This is a genomic window from Microbacterium sp. 3J1 (assembly GCF_001049495.1).
In the GTDB taxonomy this organism is placed as follows: Bacteria; Actinomycetota; Actinomycetes; order Actinomycetales; family Microbacteriaceae; genus Microbacterium.
Window position 1 is genome coordinate 134,866 of record NZ_CDWI01000004.1, and the last position, 18,772, is coordinate 153,637.

Here is an 18,772-nt window from a genome sequence, read left to right on the forward strand (position 1 = left end):
CGTCAGCGCAGCAGGCCCAGGCTCGCGAGAGCCTGACGGATGAGCGTGCCCCGGCCGCCCTCCATCTCGGCGGCCACGGCATCGGATGCTGCGGCCTCCGGCGAGAACCAGGTGACCTCGAGCGCATCCTGACGGGGTTCGCAGGTGCCGGTCACCGGCACGACGTACGCCAGCGACACCGCGTGCTGCCTGTCGTCGTGGTACGCGCTGACGCCCGGGATCGGGAAGTACTCGGCCACCGTGAACGGGAGCGGCTGCGGGGGCAGCAGCGGGAAGGCCATGGGGCCGAGATCGTTCTCGACATGGCGGAACAGGGCGTCACGGATCGTCTCGCCGAAGCGCACCCGGCCCGACACGATCGTGCGGGTCATCTCGCCCATCGGGGTGGAGCGGAGGAGGATGCCGAGCTCTATGACCTGACCGGAGCCGTCCGTGCGCACCGGGATCGCCTCGACGTAGAGCATCGGGAGGTGACGGCGCGCCTCTTCGAGCTCGAACTCGCTGAGCCAGCCCGGGTTCGCGTCGCGGGAGGGCTGTTGCGCATCGCCGAAACCGCCGATGCCGTCGTCGGGTTCCGGGTCGGGATCAGGTGTGCGGACGGCCATGTGTCCTTTCTACCAGCCGCGCCCTTCCACGGACACCGAGTCCCCAGGCCCACCGGCATCCGATCGGCTTCCTACGTGAGGGCGCCGACCCGGTGCCGGTGTCCGCGACCCCTGGCAGGATGAAGGCGTGAGCGAGGAACTGAGGATCGACGGCGCACTCACCCGGTGGTCGACGAGCGACCGCGACGGGCTGCCGGTGCTGGTGCTGCTGCACGGGTACGGCGCCGATGAGCACGACCTCTTCGGCCTGATCCCCTATCTGCCCGAGGGCGTCGCCGTGGCATCCGTCGCCGCACCCCTCGCCCCTCCGTGGCCCATGCCCGGGCGCTCCTGGTACGCGATCGAAGGCCTCGACGGGCGGAGCGCCGACTCGGTGACCCTCGCGGCCGAGGCCTTCCTGCGATGGCTCGACGACGCCGCGCCGGAGGCCCCCGCCGTGGCGCTCCTCGGCTTCTCGCAGGGCGCGGCCGTCGCGCTGCAGGCGCTGCGCCTCTCCCCCGACCGCATCGATGCGGTGGTGGCGCTGAGCGGCTACGCCGCCGCCGGAGATCTCCCGAGCGACGAGTTCCTGGCCGAGCGGCGCCCGCCCGTCTTCTGGGGACGAGGAACGAACGACGACGTCATCCCGCCCGCCCTCATCGCGCACACGGCGCAGTGGCTCCCCGCCCACTCCGAGCTGTCGGGTCGGGTCTACACCGGCCTCACGCACAGCATCTCCGAGGACGAGCTGCGCGACGTCCACACGTTCCTCCTGAAGTGGCGGGAGCGCGCCGAGTCGGAATGAGCCCGGTGCGCGACACGCCCGGGCGGTTGCGTACGACGACACGCCCGGGTATCGTCATGGAGTCCTGTCCGCCGTGTCTGGAAGTCCTTTGATCTGATCCGTCGCCTCCGCGCTCATCTTCTCGCGCGCTGACCCGACGATCGCCGACTCCACGGCCGACCTCGCCCGCTGTCCTCCGACAGCGCCCCTCAGGGGCATCTCCGGGCGACCGGTGTCAGTGCACCCTCGCACTCGACAGGAGACCCCATGTCCGTACCCGCTCTGCACGCATCCGTCGTGCTCGACCGCCTCACCTTCACCTGGCCCGACGGGTCCACCGCTCTCGACGCCGTCTCGGGGTCGTTCGGCTCGGGCCGCACGGGCCTGGTCGGCCGCAACGGCGCCGGGAAGTCCACGCTGCTGCGCCTCATAGCGGGTGAGCTCGCGCCGACGTCCGGCGTCATCACCGCGCCCGAGGAGATCGCCTACCTGCCGCAGCAGCTGACGCTCGACGTCGATCGCCGAGTTGCCGACCTCCTCGGCGTGGCTCAGGCGCTCGACGCCGTCCGAGCGATCAGCGCCGGCGACGTCGACCCCGCGCACTTCGACGCCGTCGGCGACGACTGGGACATCGAGGCCCGCGCCGAGGTGTCGCTGGCCGAGGCCGGTCTCGTCCCCGAGTTCCTCGACCGTCGGATCGGCGAGCTCTCGGGCGGCGAAGCCGTGCTCGTCGCGATCGCCGGCATCCGTCTGCGTCGCGCTCCGATCACGCTGCTCGACGAGCCGACCAACAACCTCGACCGGGACGCCAGAAGGGCGCTGGCCGGCATGGTCCGCACCTGGAAGGGCACGCTCATCGTCGTCAGCCACGACCTGTCGCTGCTCGAGCTCATGGACGACACCGCCGAGCTCTACGCTCAGACCCTGTCGGTGTTCGGCGGCCCCTACTCCGAGTGGCGGGCGTGGCTGGACGCGGAGCAGGATGCCGCGAAGCAGGCGGAGGTCACCGCCAAGCAGGAGTTCCGAAAAGAGAAGCGTCAGCGCATCGAGGCCGAGGTCAAGCTCGCGCATCGGGCGCGCACCGCGAAGAAGGCGGAGATCGAGAAGCGGGTGCCGAAGATCATCGCGCACGGCCGCAAGATGGCCGCGGAGGTGTCGGCAGGAAGGCTGCGCACCGAGGTCGGGGCCAAGGAGGATGCCGCCCGCGCAGCGCATGCCGAGGCGGGGCGACGGATTCGCTCGGAGGCGTCGATGAAGATCGAACTGCCTGATCCGCAGGTCTCGCGCGCCCGGCGCATCGCCGAGATCGGCGACGGGGAGCGGTCGTGGGTGATCAAGGGGCCGGAGCGCGTCGCGCTGGTCGGTCGCAACGGCGCCGGGAAGACGACCCTGCTCGAACGGCTCGTGGCGGATGCCGCCGGCGGCGTGCACTATTCAGCACAGATGCCGCCGATCCGCCCGGATGACGGCCCGGAGGGCGCCATTGCGGATTCGATGCTGAATACGACACGACCGGCGCCCGATACGACACGACCAGCGCCCGATCCGGAACGACCGGTGCTGACCGCGACCGCGCTGACCGACCGCATCGGCTACCTGCCCCAGCGCGTCGACGGCCTGGACGAGCATCGGTCGGTGTACGCCAACATCGCGGATGCTGCGCCCCAGGTGCCGGAGAAGGAGCTGCGCAACCGTCTCGCCCGCTTCCTGATCCGCGGGGCCACCGCCGAACGTCCGGTCGCGGCGCTCTCCGGTGGGGAGCGGTTCCGGGTGGCGTTGGCGAAGCTGCTGCTCGCCGATCCGGCCCCGCACCTCGTGGTGCTCGACGAGCCGACGAACAACCTGGACATCGACACGGTCGACCAGCTCGTCGACGCTCTCTGTGTATACCGCGGTGCGGTGCTCGTCGTGAGCCACGACGACGCGTTCCTCGCGAGGCTCGAGCTGGATCTCACACTCGAGATCGACCCCGAGGGCGGGGTGCGCGAGCTCGTGCAGCGCGCCGCGGGAGGTCCGATGTGAGAGAGGCGTCGACCGCGGTCTCGGACGATGCGGGGCCGGATGTCGGTGGTCCGGGTGATGATGGGAGGATGAGCGACGCTCCGACAGGCTCCGCGCACCGCGTGCTCGACCGCTTCACCCCGGCCACACGTGACTGGTTCACGGGTGCCTTCAGCGCACCCACCCCCGCCCAGGCGGGCGCGTGGGAGGCGATCTCGGCCGGACGCCACGCGCTCGTCGTGGCTCCCACCGGGTCGGGCAAGACGCTGTCGGCGTTCCTCTGGGCGATCGACAGCGTCTTCCGCGAACGCACCGAGCTCGCCGCGGCAACGACCGCAGAAGCGCCGACCAAGGCCGCGAAGAAGAAGGCCCCGTCCGGCACCTCGGAGGCATCCCGCACCCGCATCCTCTACATCTCGCCGCTCAAGGCGCTCGGCGTCGACGTCGAGCGCAACCTGCGATCCCCCCTCATCGGCATCGGCCAGTCCGCCCGCCGGCTCGGCGTCTCGGCTCCCGCCGTCACCGTCGGAGTGCGTTCCGGCGACACGACGTCGAGTGACCGCCGCAAGCTCGTGTCCGACCCTCCCGACATCCTCATCACGACCCCCGAGTCGCTGTACCTGATGCTCACGAGTCGGGCGGGCGAGACGCTGCGAGACGTGCACACCGTGATCATCGACGAGGTGCACGCCGTCGCGGCGACGAAGCGCGGGGCGCATCTCGCGGTGAGCCTCGAACGACTCGATGCGCTGCGCAGCAGCCACGGCGCCCGGACACCGGCCCAGCGCATCGGCCTGTCGGCGACGGTGCGCCCGATCGACGAGGTCGCACGCTTCCTCGGCGGAGCGGCGCCGGTCGAGATCGTCGCCCCTCCCGCTTCCAAGACGTTCGAGCTCGGCGTCGTGGTTCCGATGGACGACATGACGAATCCGCCGCCGCCCCCGGGCACGGCGGAGTCGTCATCCGGCCAGCCCTCCGACGCGGAGTACACCGAGGTCACCGGGTCGGTGTGGCCGCATGTGGAAGAGGCCATCGTCGACCGCATCCTCCAGAACAACTCGACCATCGTCTTCTCGAATTCGCGCCGTCTGGCCGAGAGGCTGACCGGCCGCCTGAACGAGATCTACTCGGAGCGGATCGGCATCGCTCTTCCCGAGACCTCCGTGCCGGCCGCGATGATGGCGCAGGCGGGAGCGACGGCCGGCGCCGACCCCGTGCTCGCCAAGGCCCATCACGGGTCGGTCTCCAAAGAGCAGCGCGCGCAGGTCGAGGAGGAGCTGAAGTCCGGCATCCTTCGCTGCGTGGTCGCGACGAGCAGTCTCGAGCTCGGCATCGACATGGGAGCTGTCGACCTGGTGATCCAGGTCGAGGCTCCGCCCTCCGCGGCGTCGGGGCTGCAGCGCGTCGGCCGCGCCGGTCACCAGGTCGGGGAGATCAGTCGCGCCGCGCTCTTCCCCAAGCACCGCGGAGACGTGCTGCACACCGCGATCGTCACCGAGCGGATGCTGGCGGGCAAGATCGAGGCGATCCAGGTGCCGCGGAATCCGCTCGACATCCTCGCGCAGCAGACGGTCGCGGCGAGCGCGCTCGGCGCGATCAGCGTCGAGGAGTGGTTCGAGACGGTGCGGCGGTCGGCGCCGTTCCAGTCGCTCCCCCGCTCGGCCTACGAGGCGACCCTCGACCTGCTCGCCGGCCGCTTCCCCTCCGACGAGTTCGCCGAGCTGCGTCCGAGACTGATCTGGGACCGCGACGCCGGCACCCTCACCGGCCGCCCGGGTGCCCAGCGCATCGCCGTGACGAGCGGCGGCACCATCCCCGATCGCGGGTTGTTCGGCGTCTTCGTCGCCGGCGAGACGACAGGAGCCCGCGTCGGCGAGCTCGACGAGGAGATGGTCTACGAGTCGCGGGTCGGAGACGTGTTCACGCTCGGCACGACGAGCTGGCGGATCGCCGAGATCACCCACGATCGGGTCAACGTCATCCCCGCCTACGGGCAGCCGGGCAAGGTTCCGTTCTGGCACGGCGACGGCATCGGGCGACCGTTCGAGCTCGGAGAGGCCCTGGGCAGGTTCTCCCGCGAGGTGTCGGCCGCGACCCCCGAGAAGGCAGCGCAGCGTCTCATCGAGGCGGGACTCGACGAGCAGGCGAGGATGAACCTCATCGCGCACCTCACCGAGCAGCGCGAGGCCACCGGCACACTGCCGACCGATCGCACCCTCACGGTCGAACGGAGCCGTGACGAGGTCGGCGACTGGCGGGTCATCCTGCATTCCCCGTACGGCATGAAGGTGCACGCGCCGTGGGCCCTCGCCATCAACGCTCGCATCAGGGAGCGCCTCGGCGTCGAGGGCTCCGCGGTCGCGAGCGACGACGGCATCATCGTCCGCATCCCGGATGCCGAGGCGGAGCCGCCGGGAGCCGAGCTGTTCGTCTTCGACCCCGACGAGCTCGAGCAGCTCGTCACGCAGGAGGTCGGCGGATCGGCGCTGTTCGCCTCGCGCTTCCGCGAGTGCGCCGCCCGCGCGCTGCTGATGCCTCGCACCAACCCCAACCGCCGCACCCCGCTGTGGCAGCAGCGACAGCGGTCGGCGCAGCTGCTCGAGGTCGCGCGACGGCATCCGACCTTCCCCGTCATCCTGGAGACCCTGCGCGAGGTGCTGCAGGACGTCTACGACCTCCCGTCCCTCCGGCGGCTCGCCGTGTCGATCGCCGACCGGCGCATCCGCCTGGTCGAGACCCAGCCCTCGCAGCCGTCTCCCTACGCCCGCGACCTGCTGTTCGGCTACGTGGGCGCCTTCATGTACGAGGGCGACTCGCCGCTCGCAGAGCGTCGCGCCGCCGCTCTCTCGGTCGACCCCGCCCTGCTCGGCGAGCTGCTGGGCACCGTCGAGCTGCGGGAGCTCCTCGACCCCGAGGTCATCGCGCAGTTCGAGCGCGAGGCGCAGCGACTCGACCCCGAGCGACGGGCCCGTGGGCTCGAGGGCGTGGCCGACCTGCTGCGCATGCTCGGACCGATGGACGCCGTCGAGATCGCGCTCCGACTTGACCCCGAGACCGGGTCGGCCTCCGAACACCTCGATGCCCTGATCGCGGCCAGACGCGCCATCCCCGTGACCGTCGGCGGCACGACCCGTGTGGCCGCGATCGAAGACGCCGGGCGCCTGCGCGACGCCCTGGGTGCCGCCCTGCCGACCGGCATCCCCGTCGCATTCCTCGAACCGCTGGCCGACCCGCTCGGCGACCTCGTCGCCCGCTACGCGCGCACCCACGGCCCCTTCACGACCGACGCCGTCGCGACGCGCTTCGGCATCGGGGCTGCCGTCGCGCGGCACACCCTGCCGCGTCTCGAACACGCCGGACGCCTGACCAGCGGGTACTTCCTGCCCGAGGCCTCGGGGTCGGCGAACGAGACCGAGTGGTGCGACGCCGAAGTGCTGCGACGACTGCGGATGCGGTCGCTCGCCGCGATCCGCGGAAGCGTCGAGCCGGTGTCGCCGGAGGCCTACGCGCGCTTCCTCCCCGAGTGGCAGCACATCAGCCGTCCCCTCGAGGGACTCGACGGCGTGCTGACCGTGATCGAGCAGTTCGCCGGCGTCCCTGTGCCCGCGAGCGCCTGGGAGTCGCTCGTCCTCCCCTCTCGTGTGCGGGACTACACCCCGGCGCTCCTCGACGAGCTCACCGCGGCCGGCGAGGTCATCTGGTCGGGGCACGGCACGCTGCCCGGTCGTGACGGATGGGTGTCGCTGCATCCGGCCGATCTCGCGCCGTTCACGCTGCCCGAACCGGACGACGAGATCGCCGCGGATTCGCTCGAGGCTCGGGTCCTGGCCGCCCTCGACGCGGGGGGCGCCTACTTCGCCTCACAGCTGCGAGAGATGGCCGGCGCCGAGAACGAGCAGTCGGTGCTCGAGGCCCTCTGGGCGCTGACCTGGGCCGGCCGGGTGACCAACGACACGTTCGCGCCGATCCGCTCGCTGCTCGCCGGGGGATCCCAGGCGCACCGTGTCACCCGGCGCGCCCCTCGAGCGCGCACCTACCGGGGGATGTCCCTCGCCCGCACCGCGCCGCGGCCGACCTCGATCGGCGGACGCTGGTCGCTTCTGCCGCCCGTGGAGACGGATGCCGCGCGTCGCGCGACGGTGACCGCGGGTCTGCTCCTCGACCGCTACGGCGTCGTGACACGGGGCGCCGTGCAGTCCGAGGGGGTGCCTGGCGGCTTCGCCCAGGCCTACCGGGTGCTGGCCGGGTTCGAGGAGGCCGGGCACTGCCGTCGCGGCTACGTCATCGAGAAGCTCGGCGCGGCCCAGTTCGCGGCATCCGCCACCGTCGACCGTCTGCGCACCTTCGCCGGCCTGTCCGATCCCCCGCCCCGCACGGCGGTGACGCTCGCCGCCACCGATCCGGCGAATCCGTACGGTGCGGCCCTCGGATGGCCGAAACGTGACGACGTGTCGCACCGCCCCGGGCGCAAGGCCGGGGGACTCGTCGTCATCGTCGACGGCGCGCTCGTGCTCTACCTCGAACGCGGAGGGCGCACCGTGCTCTCGTTCAGCGACGATCCCGAGGTGCTCCGAGCCGCGGCCGCCGACCTCGCGACGACAGCACGAGCACGGCGCCTCGACACGCTCACCGTCGAGAAGATCGACGGAGACGGCGTCTACGGCACCGAGCTCGCAGTCGCGCTGCAGGAGGCCGGCTTCGTCGCGACCCCTCGCGGCTACACGCTCCGCAAGGCGCTCTGAGGGGCCGGGTCCGCGGAGAACCCGGCCCCCCAGAGCGACCACGACGACCGAACGAGTACGACCGAACGAGTACGCGACCGGCCGAGACGACCGGCTAGGACAACCGACGCGCGATCAGCCGGCGCACCCCGAGCACGGCGCCGCCGAGTCCGAGCAGGCCGAGCGCGACGATCCAGGTCACGCCCGGGTCGAACCCGGTCGTCGCGAGGCTGCCGGCATCGGCACCCGAACCGGATCCGGCGTCGCCGCCTGCACCGGCGTCCGCACCGCCTCCTGCACCGCCGTCTGCACCGCCGTCTCCTGCGCCGGGGCTCTCGACGAGCACGAGCGCCTCGATCGCCGCGCGGATCGCGGCGGCCATGGCGTCCACCCCGTCCTGGTCGGCGACGGTCAGGCCGCGCTCCACCGCGGCGACGGCCCGCTCGAGCGCCTCGACGCTCGCCGGGGTGTACCGGGCGAGGTCCTGGGGTACGAGTCCGAGGGCGGCATCCACCGCACTGTAGTCCGCAGGACGCTCCTCGGCAGGCACCACATCGGCCGCGAACGGCACCAGCGGATTCGGGATCGTGACCTCGCGGATCTGCTGATCGGTGAAGAAGTCGAAGGCCTTCACCACGAGGCGGTCGCCGAAGGATTCCACGATCAGGCCGTTGTTGACGTCGCCGATCGTCACCTCGCTGATGCCGTCGGTGTTCTCGCCACGCGCGTCCCAGCCGACGTGCATCGCGACGGTGTTCACCGACCAGAAGCCGTCGGGGTGTCCGTCGGCCGTGCGGCGCTGCACCGCCCAGTCGCCCAGCGTCGCCGGGTAGTGGGTGTGGCCGCTGAAGACGACCGCGTTCGGGTAATTGCCGAGGATGCTGGTGAGACGGTCGTTCATGAGGTGGTGGTCGTGGTACCACGGGATCCACGACGCGGACACGGTGTCGCCGAGCGGGAAGTGCGTGTTGACGATGACCTGCGAGCCGCGGGCCGTCCAGTAGGCGAGACGCTCCTCGAGGAACTCCACCTGCTCGTCGGTCATCGCGACGTCGGTCGGACCGCCGATCTCCTGCCCGACCGTGATCACCGGCACCTGCCCGCCCGGACCCTCGAGCACGTATTCGGCGTAGGCCTTGTCGCGTTCCGCGAAGGCGAGGAAGCGCTCGAAGTTCGCCGCGAACCCGCCTGTGGCGTACCGCTCGTGGTTGCCGATGGAGGCGACCGTCGTCTCGGGGCGGATGGCCGTCGTGTCGTCCATCACGGCGTACATCTCGTCCCACTCGGCCGTGGTGCCCGAGTTGACCAGGTCGCCGACGATGAGCAGACCCGCGGGGTCAGGTGCGAGCGCGTGCAGGTCGTTGAGCCCGTGCTCGAAGTCGTGCGGGTGCCCCTGGATGTCGGACACGGTCCACAGCTGCGTCGGGGCCGTGTCCGCGGCGAGCGCGCCCTGGTGCACGGCGACGGAGTCGATCGCCCAGTAGCGGCCGCCCGCAGCCGGGGCGTCGAGCTGCCATTCGAACCGCACCTCGGTCGCCGCCTCCGGCACGGCCACCGAGATGTCCTGCGAGTAGTTCATCTGCAGGGGGTCGTATCCGTCGGTCACCGACGCCGAGTCCAGGCGCAGGATCTCGGTCCACGCGCCTCCGTCGAAGCTGGCCCGCACGACGCCGGCCTGCCCCGGGGCCCCGCGGTAGTGACTGTCGAACGTGAGTCGCAGCGAGCGCAGGTACTCGACGTCCACCGACGCGCTGGTGAGCGTCGCGGAGAACGGCGCGGTGCCGAACTGCTGGGCATCGGCGACGAGGAAGCCGGCGAGCGGACGGGCGAAGCGGGCCCGCATCTCGTCGATGCCCGCCGTCCACTCGGGGCGGGTCGTGGGCACCCAGCCCCGATAGGCGGCGGCACCAGCGGCATCCATGTTGGCCGAGGTCGAGGCCGTCCATCCGTCCGGCACTCCGGCGGCGAAGCCCTCTCGCAGCAGCACGCCGTCGGTGGCGACGCCGGTCGCGACCGGGTCGATGTCCACCGCGGCCGACGGGTCACCGGGGAGCAGTTCCGACGCGGCGGCCGAGACCGTCACGGTCTGGGCGGACGCGAGAGGCTCGTATCCGTCCTTCGCGAGGTACCAGAGCGTGTAGACGCCCGGGGTGGACGGCACGTCGAGGCTGACGGTCCCCGAGTCGCCGGGTGCGTACGCCCAGGTGGCGGAGAACTGTCCTGCACCGCCCGGCACCTCGCCGTCGCGGTAGAACCCGATCCAGTTCTTGGCGTCCGGCTGGTCGGTCGCGTAGCCGACGCTCGCCGTGGCGCCGGCCGTCAAGGGCCCGGCAGGAAGCTGGAAGGACGACGCAGCCGCGAGGGCGATGTCCTGAGATACGGGACCCGATACCTGGGCGCTCGCGGCGAGGGGCGTCGCGAGCAGGACCGCAGAGAGCGCGACGCCGGCGAAGACGACGCTCCGCGAACGGGCCGGGGGGCGAGAGGGATGCATGGCTGTGTCGACCTTCCGAGACGAGGGGTGGATGTCTCGAGCGTCGGCCCGGTTCCCCAACCGCACGTGCACGGCAGGTGAACGGAAGACCACGCAGCACCGCGACCGCACCGATCCGTGTGGACGCGTGCGCACAGCGGTTCAGGCAGACCGGTTCCGCGGGAGTCAGCCGGTCTGCCTGGTGAGGGAGGTGCCCTGGAGAGACGCCTGCACCTGGAAGGACATCGTGTCGGGGAGGTAGCGGTCGTCGCCCATCTCGATCGCCCTGCCGTCTGCCGCATAGCTCACGCGGTGCACGCGCAGCAGAGGGCTCGATCGACGCACCTCGAGCAGCCGCGCGCCGTCGCTCGACGCGGCGATGGCATCGATCGAGTGCTCGCCGTGCACCATGCGCACGCCGTGCTGCTCCTCGAGTGCTCCGACGACCGAGGGCTCGTCCGGCGGCAGCGACTCGATGATCGACGAGATCCAGGACGGGTACACCGTGCGCTCGAGCATCATCACACGACCGTTGAGCAGCCGCAGCCGCACGACCTCGAGGACCTCCCCCGCACGGTTCTCCCCGCGCAGAGTCCTGACCTCGGCTGCTGTGGGGCTCCGTCGGTGCTGCGAGACGACTCTGCCGCCGGGCACCATCCCGCGGCTGCGCGCCCACTGCGCGAAGGAGCGCAGCTCGGAGAACCGCTGGCTCTGCACGGTGGTCCGCACGATCCATCCCGACCCCCGGCGTGGCGCGATGGCTCCCTGACGCGCGAGCAGCACCAGCGCGTTGCGCACGGTGCCCCGTGAGACCTCATAGGTCCGGGAGAGCTGCTCCTCCGCGGGCAGCATCCCCGTCGCGTCGAACCGTCCGTCGACGATCTGCAGACTCAGATCGCGAGCGATCTCCCGATAGCGGTGCACAGCGGCGTCTCCTCCTTCAGCGGCCCTCGTGGCGGGATGCGGGCGCTCCTGATCCGCCGTCAGCGTACCCGCGCGGCCGCACCCCGGCATCCGCTGGTCCCGCCGTTCGTGCACACCTGCACACAGGTGTCCACCGCGCTTCTGCCGCTGGTCCCCGTCCGTTCACCCGGCGTTCCTCGGGCGGCCGCGGGGCGGTCTCCTCCGACAGCCGTGATGGGAGTGCGACCGGACGGCTCGCTCGACGCCGGGAGGACGACGCGATGACAGACGACGGGGCGATGACAGACGACGGGGCGATGACAGACGACGGGGCGATGACAGACGACTGGGCGGTGCTCAGCGACATGGACGGTACGCTGCTCGACACCGAGAGCACATGGTTGCGGGTCGTGGAGGCCTTCGTCCGCGAGCAGGTCGAGGGCCTCGCGTCGTCCACGGTGGTCCGCCTCGTCTCGGAGCTGGAGGGCCTCGACCTCGAACGCGCGGCACGGATGCTGCACGCCCGGCTGCCGCTCTCGCTCAGCGTCGACGCGGTCGTGTCCGATCTGGACCGTCGCTCCCGGCCGCGTACTCGCGCGACGTGTCGTGGCGTCCCGGTGCCTCCGAGCTCGTCGGCGCGCTCGCTGCGGCGGGCGTTCCCCTCGCGCTCGTGACGTCGTCACCGCGCCACTGGGTCGAGCGCTTCGCCACCGCCGTCGACCTGACGCCCTTCCGGGTGATCGTCACGGCCGACGACACGGCGCTCACGAAGCCCGCACCCGACCCGTACCTCCGCGCCGCGGCCGCGCTCGGCCTCGCGCCCTCGCGGTGCGTGGCCATCGAGGATTCGCTCGTCGGAGCGGCTGCGGCCGTCGCTGCGGGCTGCGCCACGGTCGTGGTGGGCGATGGGGGGCGGAGCCTTCCGCGGGGAGCCCGCGGCATCGCCTCGCTGGTCGGCGTCGACGCCGACCGACTGCGATCCGTCGCCAGGGACGCGATGTCCTCCTAGGCTGGTTCCATGATCGGGGAGTTCTTCGCGGGTGTCCGGATGCTGCTGCGGGGGTTCGGCACGTGGCGGCAGCGACCGGGCCTGATGGCTCTCGGGCTGGTGCCCGCCGTGATCGCCGGCCTTCTTCTCGCCGCTGCTCTCGTTCCGCTGGCGCTCTCGCTCGGCGTGATCTCCGACACTGTGACCCCGTTCGCCGACCGCTGGCTCGAACCGTGGCGTTCGCTGCTGCGCGGCGCGGTCGGTCTCGTCGTCTTCGTGGCGGCACTGGCGCTGGCGAGCGCCGTGTTCAGCGCGCTCGCCCTCGCGATCGGCGACCCCTTCTACCAGCGCATCTGGCGAGCGGTGGAGACCGATCTCGGCGACCCTCCTGCGACGGACGGCGGCGGCTTCTGGTCGGCCGTGGGCGAGGGCATCCGCCTGGTGCTCCTCGGGCTCCTCGTGGCCGTGGTCGTGCTGCTCGTGGGTCTCGTGCCCCTCGTCGGCGGCGTGCTCGGCGCGGTGATCGGTGTGACGCTGTCGGGTCGACTGCTGGCCCGCGAGCTCACCGGGCGCGCGTTCGACGCCCGCGACCTCACTCCACTCGATCGGGCGGCGCTGTTCTCGGGCAGCAGGGCGCGGGTGCTCGGCTTCGGCGTGGCGACGCAGCTGTGCTTCCTCGTACCGGGTGGCGCGGTGGCCGTCATGCCCGCAGCCGTCGCCGGATCGACGATGCTCGCGCGTTCCATGATGCAGCGCCAGCGCGCGACCGCGACCACTCCCCCGCCACCCGACGGTCGCGTCTGATGCCCGAGGGCGACACCGTCTTCCGCACGGCGAAGCGACTCGAAGAGGCCCTCGTCGGTGCACCGGCGACCCGCTTCGACCTCAGAGTCCCCCGGGCGGCGACGATCGACCTGACCGGCCAGCCCATTCACGCCTCCATCCCGCGGGGCAAGCATCTGCTGCTCCGCGTCGGCGACTTCACCCTCCATTCCCATCTGCGCATGGATGGCGCCTGGCTCGTCTACCGCGCCGGTGAGAAGTGGCGGCATCCGGCGTTCAAAGTCCGGGCGATCGTCGGCACGGCCGAGCGCGAGGCCGTCGGCATCGACCTCGCCGAGATCGAGGTCGTGCCGACCAGAGACGAGGATCAGCTCGTCGGATATCTGGGGCCGGACCCCCTCGGCCCGGACTGGGATGCCGCGGAGGCGGCGCGGCGGCTGCACGCCGATGTCCGCAGCATCCACGTCGCACTGCTCGACCAGCGCAACGTCGCGGGTTTCGGCAACGAGTACGCCGCGGAGCTGCTCTTCCTGAGAGGCGTCCTGCCCACGACCCCGGCCCCCGAAGTCGACGTCGTCGCGCTGCTCGAGCTCGGCGCCCGCACCATCCGCGCCAACCGCGACCGCCGTCATCGGACGTTCACCGGCGTCGACCGGCCCGGCCAGGGGACCTGGGTCTACGGCCGCTCGGGGCGACCGTGCCGACGCTGTGGAACGCTGATCCGACGCGGCGAGCAGGGCGCGGATCCGACCCGTGAGCGCATCACCTTCTGGTGCCCCGTCTGCCAGCGCTGACCCCCTCTCACCACCCCGCCTCCGAGCTTCCATGCTCGGGAATGAATCGGCCCCGACCGTGGTTGTTGATATATCCGGGGAACTCCGGAACACGGGGAGGAATCGTGGGAAAGAACTACGTCGACATCGAGAACGACCAGGGCGCGACGCTGCGGTACCGCAAGCACGCGAACGGCCGGGGTCTCGTCGCGCATGGCGCGAAGGTCCATCCCAAGGCGCACATCGAGGCCGGCGCCTACATCGAACCCGGCGCACGCGTCGGCGCAGGGGCCACCGTCGCCCGCGGCGCGTGGATCGAACCGGATGCCGTGATCGGCGACAACGCTCACATCGAGGCGCACGCCCACATCGGTCCGGGTGCGGCGGTCGGCGACGGCGCGCACATCGGCGTCCGCACGGAGGTCGGGGCAGGAGCACGCATCGTCCGCGGTGCGCGCATCGGCGACGACGAGACGGTGGCTGCCGGGCTGACCATCGCGACCGACCCGAAGGGTCTTTGGCTGGCGGCCTGAGAGTCACATCCCGGCCCACCGGTCGGCGGCGGCACCCGGGGTCGCCTGGCACATCGCGGGTACTCTTTCCCTATGGCGACTCAGGGACGACGACCGGCGCGCGCCGGCAGGGGCACTCCGGTGCGTCGGAACAAGGCGGCGCCCGCAGAGCGGTTCCCGCCGCCCAAGCCCGCGAAGAAGACGGCCAAGGTCGTCTTCGACGCGCCAGCAGCCGAGGCCGAGCTGCCGCGCACATTCCGACTAGGCGTGATGCCCGGCGCGACGCCCGGCAAGTGGATCGACGCGTGGAAGCAGCGGATGCCGCGCGTGCCGCTCGAGCTCGTGCCGATCGAGGTCGCCGATCAGCGCCGGGCTCTCGACGACGTCGACGCAGCACTGGTGCGCCTGCCCCTCGAGGACGATGCGCTGCACGTCATCCCGCTGTACGAGGAGACGCCGGTCGTGGTGACCTCGATCGAGTCGCATCTGCTCGCCGCCGATGAGCTCACCGTCGCCGATCTCGAGGGTGAGGTCGTGATCGGCCTCACCGATGACGCGCTCGGCGCCCCCGACCTGCCTGGCACGACTCCCGCCGCCTTCGGCGCGCTCTCGACGGAGGAGGCCATCGCGACGGCCGCGTCCGGCGTGGGAATCGTCGTCGTGCCGATGTCGCTCGCGCGGGCGCACCATCGCAAGGACGCCGACCATCGGGTGCTCGTCGACGGGCCGACCTCGACGGTCGCGCTGGCCTGGCCTCGGGATCGCACCACGACCGACGTCGACACCTTCGTCGGCATCGTCCGCGGGCGCACGACCAACTCGTCCCGATGACGCTGTGAGGCCGACCGCGGCGTGGGGCCGCGCTCCCGCTCGTTAGAATCTCGAGGTGGTCTCGCTTCTCTACGTCTGCGTCCGCCCCGAGCTGGGGGCAGCGGATGCCGAGCACGCCTCGTTCCGTCGGGCGCTCGGCGTCGACGTCGTCGACCGCCTCGATCTGCTCACGGAGCGCCTGGATCCGGCCCGTCTCGCCCGCTATCAGGGCGTCGTCGTCGGCGGCTCGCCCTTCAACGTCAGCGACGTACGCAAGTCATCCGAGCAGCTCAGGGTCGAGGCAGACCTCGAGCACATCGCGCGGAGCGCCATGGACGGCGAGATCGCCGCATTCTTCACGTGCTTCAGCATCGGGGTCGTCACGCGGATGCTGGGCGGCGAGGTGACCTCCGAGACCCCCGAGTCCGCGAGCGCCACGGTCATCGAGACGACGGAGGCGGGGGCATCCGACCCTGTCTTCGGCCCCAGCTCCCCCGCCCTCACCGTCTTCACGGCGCACAAGGAGAGCGCTGCGGGCGTGCCCGATGGAGCGGTGCTGCTCGCGACGAACACCGCATGCCCTGTGCAGGCCTACCGTGTCGGAACCCACCTGTACGCCGCGCAGTTCCACCCGGAGCCGACCCCGCGCGACTTCGCCGACCGGATGACGTTCTACCGCTCGACCGGATACTTCGACCCCGAGGAGTTCGACCTCGTGCAGGGTCAGGTGCTCTCGGCCTCCGTCACCGAAGGCGCCGCGCTGCTGCGGCGTTTCGCGCAGACGTTCGCAGAGACCGCCGCCCGCTGACCTCCGCTGCGCGCTGACATCAGCCGCGCAGGAGCGCGACGCGCTCCCGAAGGTATGCCTCCAGCGGCATCCATCCGCCAGCGGTGCTCCAGCGCACGGACGGCACGCCGTCGATCGACGCCAGCGGCCCCGACGCTCCCCCGACGTCCACCGACGCGATGTCGATCACGGTCCAGCCGACGTGCGCGACCTCTCCCTCGGCGAATCCTCCGCGCAGCGCGAGCGCCCGACGCTCGGCCCGCTCTCTCGCGGACTCCGCCGTGTAGCCGCGCCGCCCCGGCTCCGCCGCCCGCAGCACCTCCGCCGTCGCCAGCACGTGGGTCTCGGTCAGCAGCAGCACGCCGAGGTGCCAGGCCTCGCCGATCCGCACGATGCGCTTCCCCCGCCAGCGCGACTCGCGCTCCTCGCCGAGTCCCTCCTTCGGGAGTCCTGCGAGATCGCGCACCGCCACGGCGACCAGCTCGGATGCCGACGTCACAGCTCCCCCTGAGGCGCGTTCCGGACGTCGGGTGCGGTGAGGCGTGCACGGTCGCCGCGGACCACCATGCCGACCACCGGGAAGACGAGCACAGACAGCATCCCCGCTCCGACGAGCGCCGCCGCGACGCCGCTGTCGATCATGTCGTGGTCGACGCCGATCGCGGTCACGGCGACGATGATCGGCAGACCGGTGGCCGCCAGCAGAGCGAGCGCCGTCCGGTCCCTCGTGCTCGCGCCGGCCGGTGCCGAGAGCTGTGCGGCGGACCCGCGGATCACGAGCAGCGCCACGAGGAAGAGCGGGAGCATGAGCAGGGCGGTCTGCGAGGACAGCAGCGCGTCGAGGTCGAACGTGACGCCTGTGTAGAGGAAGAAGATCGGCACGAGGAGGCCGAATGCGATCGCCTCGATCTTGCTCTCCACGGCCTCGGCATCGTGCTGCGGTGCACGCGCCATGATGATGCGCCACACCGCACCGGCGACGAACGCGCCGAGGAGCATGTCCAGATCGAGCATCACGCTGAGGCCGACGAGCGCGGCGATGAGCAGGAGCACGAAGCGCACCCCGAACTGGTCGGAGGTGTGCAGGGTGAGCCGGACGAACGCGTGCAGAGCGCCGTGCGGCATCCGGTGGGCGGCGAACACGGCCAGACCCGCGAGCACGACGAAGGCGAGCAGCACGGCTGCCGCGAGGGGCGTGGTGCGGGTGCTGAGGAAGACGGAGATCGCGATGAGGGGCAGGAACTCGCCGGCGGCCCCGATCACCGTGATCGCCCGGCCGAACGGCGTGTCCATCTCGCGCGCATCCCGGAGGATCGGCATGAGCGTGCCGAGAGCGGTGGAGCTCAGGGCGATCCCGATGACGACCATGCCCTCGCCGGGAACCAGGAGGAACCCGATCCCGATGCCCAGCGCGGCGCTGAGCAGCCACCCGAGCGACGCGCGGGCCAGAGGGCGCCCCGAGATCGCCCGGAAGTCGATCTCGGACCCCGCCACGAAAAAGAGCATCGCCAGACCGAAGTCGCTGAGCTTGTCGAGGATGGCGGTCGGCTCGACCCATCCGAGCACCGCAGGACCGGCGAGGATGCCGAGCACGAGCTCGAACACGATGATGGGCACCCGGACGACGGGTCGGATGCCGCGTGCGAGCAGAGGTGCGGCCACCGCGAGCAGCGGGATCAGCACCAGTCCCACGTCGCCCGCGTTCACGGTCCCAGAGTAGCGACTCGTCGGCCGCGATTCGCCCGGTCGTCGCATCCACGGCAGAATCGATGCACACCCTCGAGGAGTCCCCATGCCCCAGCCCGATACCGCCCGCCTGCTGATCGCCTGCGACGACCAGCCCGGCATCGTCGCCGCCGTCGCCGGCGTGCTCGCCGCGCACGGAGCGAACATCATCTCGCTCGACCAGCACTCGACCGACTCCGAGGGCGGCCGGTTCTTCCAGCGCACCGTCATCCACCTGCCGGGCCTGTCCGCCGCGCGGACGGCCCTCGAGGCCGATCTGTCGGAGGTCGCGGAGCGCTTCGGCATGGAGTGGTCGCTGCACGACACCGCTCGGCGCAAGCGGGTCGCCATCTTCGTCTCGAAGTACGACCACTGCCTCATGGAGCTGCTGTGGCGCACGCAGCGGGGGCAGCTCGACATCGACATCTCGATGGTCGTCTCCAATCACCCCGACCTCGCCGAGTCGGTGCGCTCGTTCGGGGTGCCGTTCGTGCACATCCCCTCGGGAGACAAGCAGGCGATGGAGCAGCGTCAGCTCGAGCTGCTGCGCGGCAACGTCGACCTCGTGGTGCTCGCGCGGTACATGCAGATCCTCACCGACGACTTCATCGTGGGTCTGGGCGCACCGGTCATCAACATCCATCACTCGTTCCTCCCGGCCTTCATCGGCGCGAACCCGTACGCGAGGGCCAAGGACCGCGGCGTGAAGCTCATCGGGGCGACCGCGCACTACGCGACCGCCGACCTCGACGAGGGGCCGATCATCGAGCAGGACGTCACGCGCGTCACGCACTCGGAGTCGGCGGCCGAGCTGCAGAGCCGCGGCGCCGACGTGGAGCGCCTCGTGCTCGCGCGCGCGGTGCAGTGGCACGCCGAGGACCGCGTGATCGTGCACGGCCGCTCGACCGTCATCCTCTAGACGACGCGA

Annotated in this window: 16 protein-coding genes; 11 read left to right on the plus strand and 5 right to left on the minus strand. The window is 71.4% G+C overall.

Annotation, left to right across the window (positions count from 1 at the left end; translation table 11 throughout):
• Nucleotides 1–2: 2 nt before the first annotated feature.
• Nucleotides 3–605, minus strand: a complete 603-nt coding sequence (locus BN2660_RS02680) for a DUF4916 domain-containing protein (protein ID WP_091226933.1) — start codon at nt 603–605, stop codon at nt 3–5.
• 127 nt (nt 606–732) lie between these two features.
• On the opposite strand from BN2660_RS02680, the gene BN2660_RS02685 reads away from it, so the two are divergent.
• From BN2660_RS02685 to BN2660_RS02695, 3 genes are all read left to right on the plus strand, one after another.
• The gene (locus BN2660_RS02685; RefSeq protein WP_091226935.1) at nt 733–1,389 is read left to right on the plus strand and encodes an alpha/beta hydrolase; all 657 of its coding nucleotides are present in this window, start codon (nt 733–735) and stop codon (nt 1,387–1,389) included.
• A 246-nt stretch (nt 1,390–1,635) separates the two neighbouring features.
• Nucleotides 1,636–3,390: an ABC-F family ATP-binding cassette domain-containing protein gene (locus BN2660_RS02690; protein ID WP_091226938.1), complete on the plus strand. Its 1,755-nt coding sequence runs from the start codon at nt 1,636–1,638 to the stop codon at nt 3,388–3,390.
• A gap of 68 nt (nt 3,391–3,458) precedes the next feature.
• Nucleotides 3,459–8,111, plus strand: a complete 4,653-nt coding sequence (locus BN2660_RS02695; RefSeq protein WP_091226941.1) for an ATP-dependent helicase — start codon at nt 3,459–3,461, stop codon at nt 8,109–8,111.
• A 94-nt stretch (nt 8,112–8,205) separates the two neighbouring features.
• Here BN2660_RS02695 and BN2660_RS02700 read toward each other — a convergent pair whose 3' ends face one another.
• A complete protein-coding gene (locus BN2660_RS02700; RefSeq protein WP_091226943.1) occupies nt 8,206–10,584 on the minus strand; it encodes a DUF4073 domain-containing protein in 2,379 nt (792 codons plus the stop codon).
• 165 nt (nt 10,585–10,749) lie between these two features.
• Nucleotides 10,750–11,487, minus strand: coding sequence for a GntR family transcriptional regulator (locus tag BN2660_RS02705; RefSeq protein WP_255304994.1), 738 nt, complete (start codon nt 11,485–11,487; stop codon nt 10,750–10,752).
• Nucleotides 11,488–11,747: 260 nt separating this feature from the next.
• Here BN2660_RS02705 and BN2660_RS16525 point away from each other — a divergent pair, with 260 nt between their 5' ends.
• The 7 genes from BN2660_RS16525 to BN2660_RS02735 all read left to right on the plus strand — a co-directional run bounded on the left by BN2660_RS16525 (nt 11,748) and on the right by BN2660_RS02735 (nt 16,140).
• Nucleotides 11,748–12,140, plus strand: coding sequence for an HAD family hydrolase (locus BN2660_RS16525; RefSeq protein WP_176697056.1), 393 nt, complete (start codon nt 11,748–11,750; stop codon nt 12,138–12,140).
• A complete protein-coding gene (locus BN2660_RS02710) occupies nt 12,068–12,475 on the plus strand; it encodes an HAD family hydrolase (protein WP_176697057.1) in 408 nt (135 codons plus the stop codon). The genes BN2660_RS16525 and BN2660_RS02710 overlap by 73 nt, the downstream gene beginning before the upstream one ends.
• A 9-nt stretch (nt 12,476–12,484) precedes the next feature.
• Nucleotides 12,485–13,258 (plus strand): EI24 domain-containing protein, encoded by a 774-nt coding sequence (locus BN2660_RS02715; RefSeq protein ID WP_091226950.1) that lies wholly within the window; start codon nt 12,485–12,487, stop codon nt 13,256–13,258.
• Entirely contained in the window at nt 13,258–14,031 is a 774-nt protein-coding gene (locus tag BN2660_RS02720) for a DNA-formamidopyrimidine glycosylase family protein (RefSeq protein WP_091226952.1), read from the plus strand. Before BN2660_RS02715 ends, BN2660_RS02720 begins: the two co-directional genes overlap by 1 nt.
• Nucleotides 14,032–14,135: 104 nt before the next feature.
• Entirely contained in the window at nt 14,136–14,543 is a 408-nt protein-coding gene (locus BN2660_RS02725; RefSeq protein WP_091226955.1) for a DapH/DapD/GlmU-related protein, read from the plus strand.
• A gap of 72 nt (nt 14,544–14,615) precedes the next feature.
• A complete protein-coding gene (locus tag BN2660_RS02730; protein WP_176697058.1) occupies nt 14,616–15,353 on the plus strand; it encodes a substrate-binding domain-containing protein in 738 nt (245 codons plus the stop codon).
• A gap of 55 nt (nt 15,354–15,408) precedes the next feature.
• On the plus strand, nt 15,409–16,140 hold the full coding sequence (locus tag BN2660_RS02735) for a glutamine amidotransferase-related protein (RefSeq protein ID WP_091226960.1): 732 nt from the start codon (nt 15,409–15,411) through the stop codon (nt 16,138–16,140).
• Between the two features lie 19 nt (nt 16,141–16,159).
• Here the strand turns inward: BN2660_RS02735 and BN2660_RS02740 are convergent, their stop codons facing one another.
• Both BN2660_RS02740 and BN2660_RS02745 read right to left on the minus strand, forming a co-directional pair.
• The gene (locus BN2660_RS02740) at nt 16,160–16,618 is read right to left on the minus strand and encodes a glutaminase (RefSeq protein WP_091226963.1); all 459 of its coding nucleotides are present in this window, start codon (nt 16,616–16,618) and stop codon (nt 16,160–16,162) included.
• Nucleotides 16,615–17,826 carry a cation:proton antiporter gene (locus tag BN2660_RS02745; RefSeq protein ID WP_255304995.1) on the minus strand — a complete coding sequence of 404 codons (1,212 nt, stop codon included), beginning with the start codon at nt 17,824–17,826 and terminating at the stop codon, nt 16,615–16,617. Before BN2660_RS02745 ends, BN2660_RS02740 begins: the two co-directional genes overlap by 4 nt.
• A gap of 85 nt (nt 17,827–17,911) precedes the next feature.
• Between BN2660_RS02745 and purU the strand changes: the two genes are divergently transcribed.
• The gene (gene purU, locus BN2660_RS02750) at nt 17,912–18,763 is read left to right on the plus strand and encodes a formyltetrahydrofolate deformylase (protein WP_091226968.1); all 852 of its coding nucleotides are present in this window, start codon (nt 17,912–17,914) and stop codon (nt 18,761–18,763) included.
• Nucleotides 18,764–18,772: the final 9 nt, after the last annotated feature.

Coding starts and splice junctions, on each gene's coding strand:
- BN2660_RS02715 (WP_091226950.1), top strand. CDS start 12,485: ATGATCGGGGAGTTCTTCGCGGGTGTCCGGATGCTGCTGCGGGGGTTC.
- BN2660_RS02680 (WP_091226933.1), bottom strand. CDS start 605: ATGGCCGTCCGCACACCTGATCCCGACCCGGAACCCGACGACGGCATC.
- BN2660_RS02700 (WP_091226943.1), bottom strand. CDS start 10,584: ATGCATCCCTCTCGCCCCCCGGCCCGTTCGCGGAGCGTCGTCTTCGCC.
- purU (WP_091226968.1), top strand. CDS start 17,912: ATGCCCCAGCCCGATACCGCCCGCCTGCTGATCGCCTGCGACGACCAG.
- BN2660_RS02695 (WP_091226941.1), top strand. CDS start 3,459: ATGAGCGACGCTCCGACAGGCTCCGCGCACCGCGTGCTCGACCGCTTC.
- BN2660_RS02730 (WP_176697058.1), top strand. CDS start 14,616: ATGGCGACTCAGGGACGACGACCGGCGCGCGCCGGCAGGGGCACTCCG.
- BN2660_RS16525 (WP_176697056.1), top strand. CDS start 11,748: ATGACAGACGACGGGGCGATGACAGACGACGGGGCGATGACAGACGAC.
- BN2660_RS02690 (WP_091226938.1), top strand. CDS start 1,636: ATGTCCGTACCCGCTCTGCACGCATCCGTCGTGCTCGACCGCCTCACC.
- BN2660_RS02720 (WP_091226952.1), top strand. CDS start 13,258: ATGCCCGAGGGCGACACCGTCTTCCGCACGGCGAAGCGACTCGAAGAG.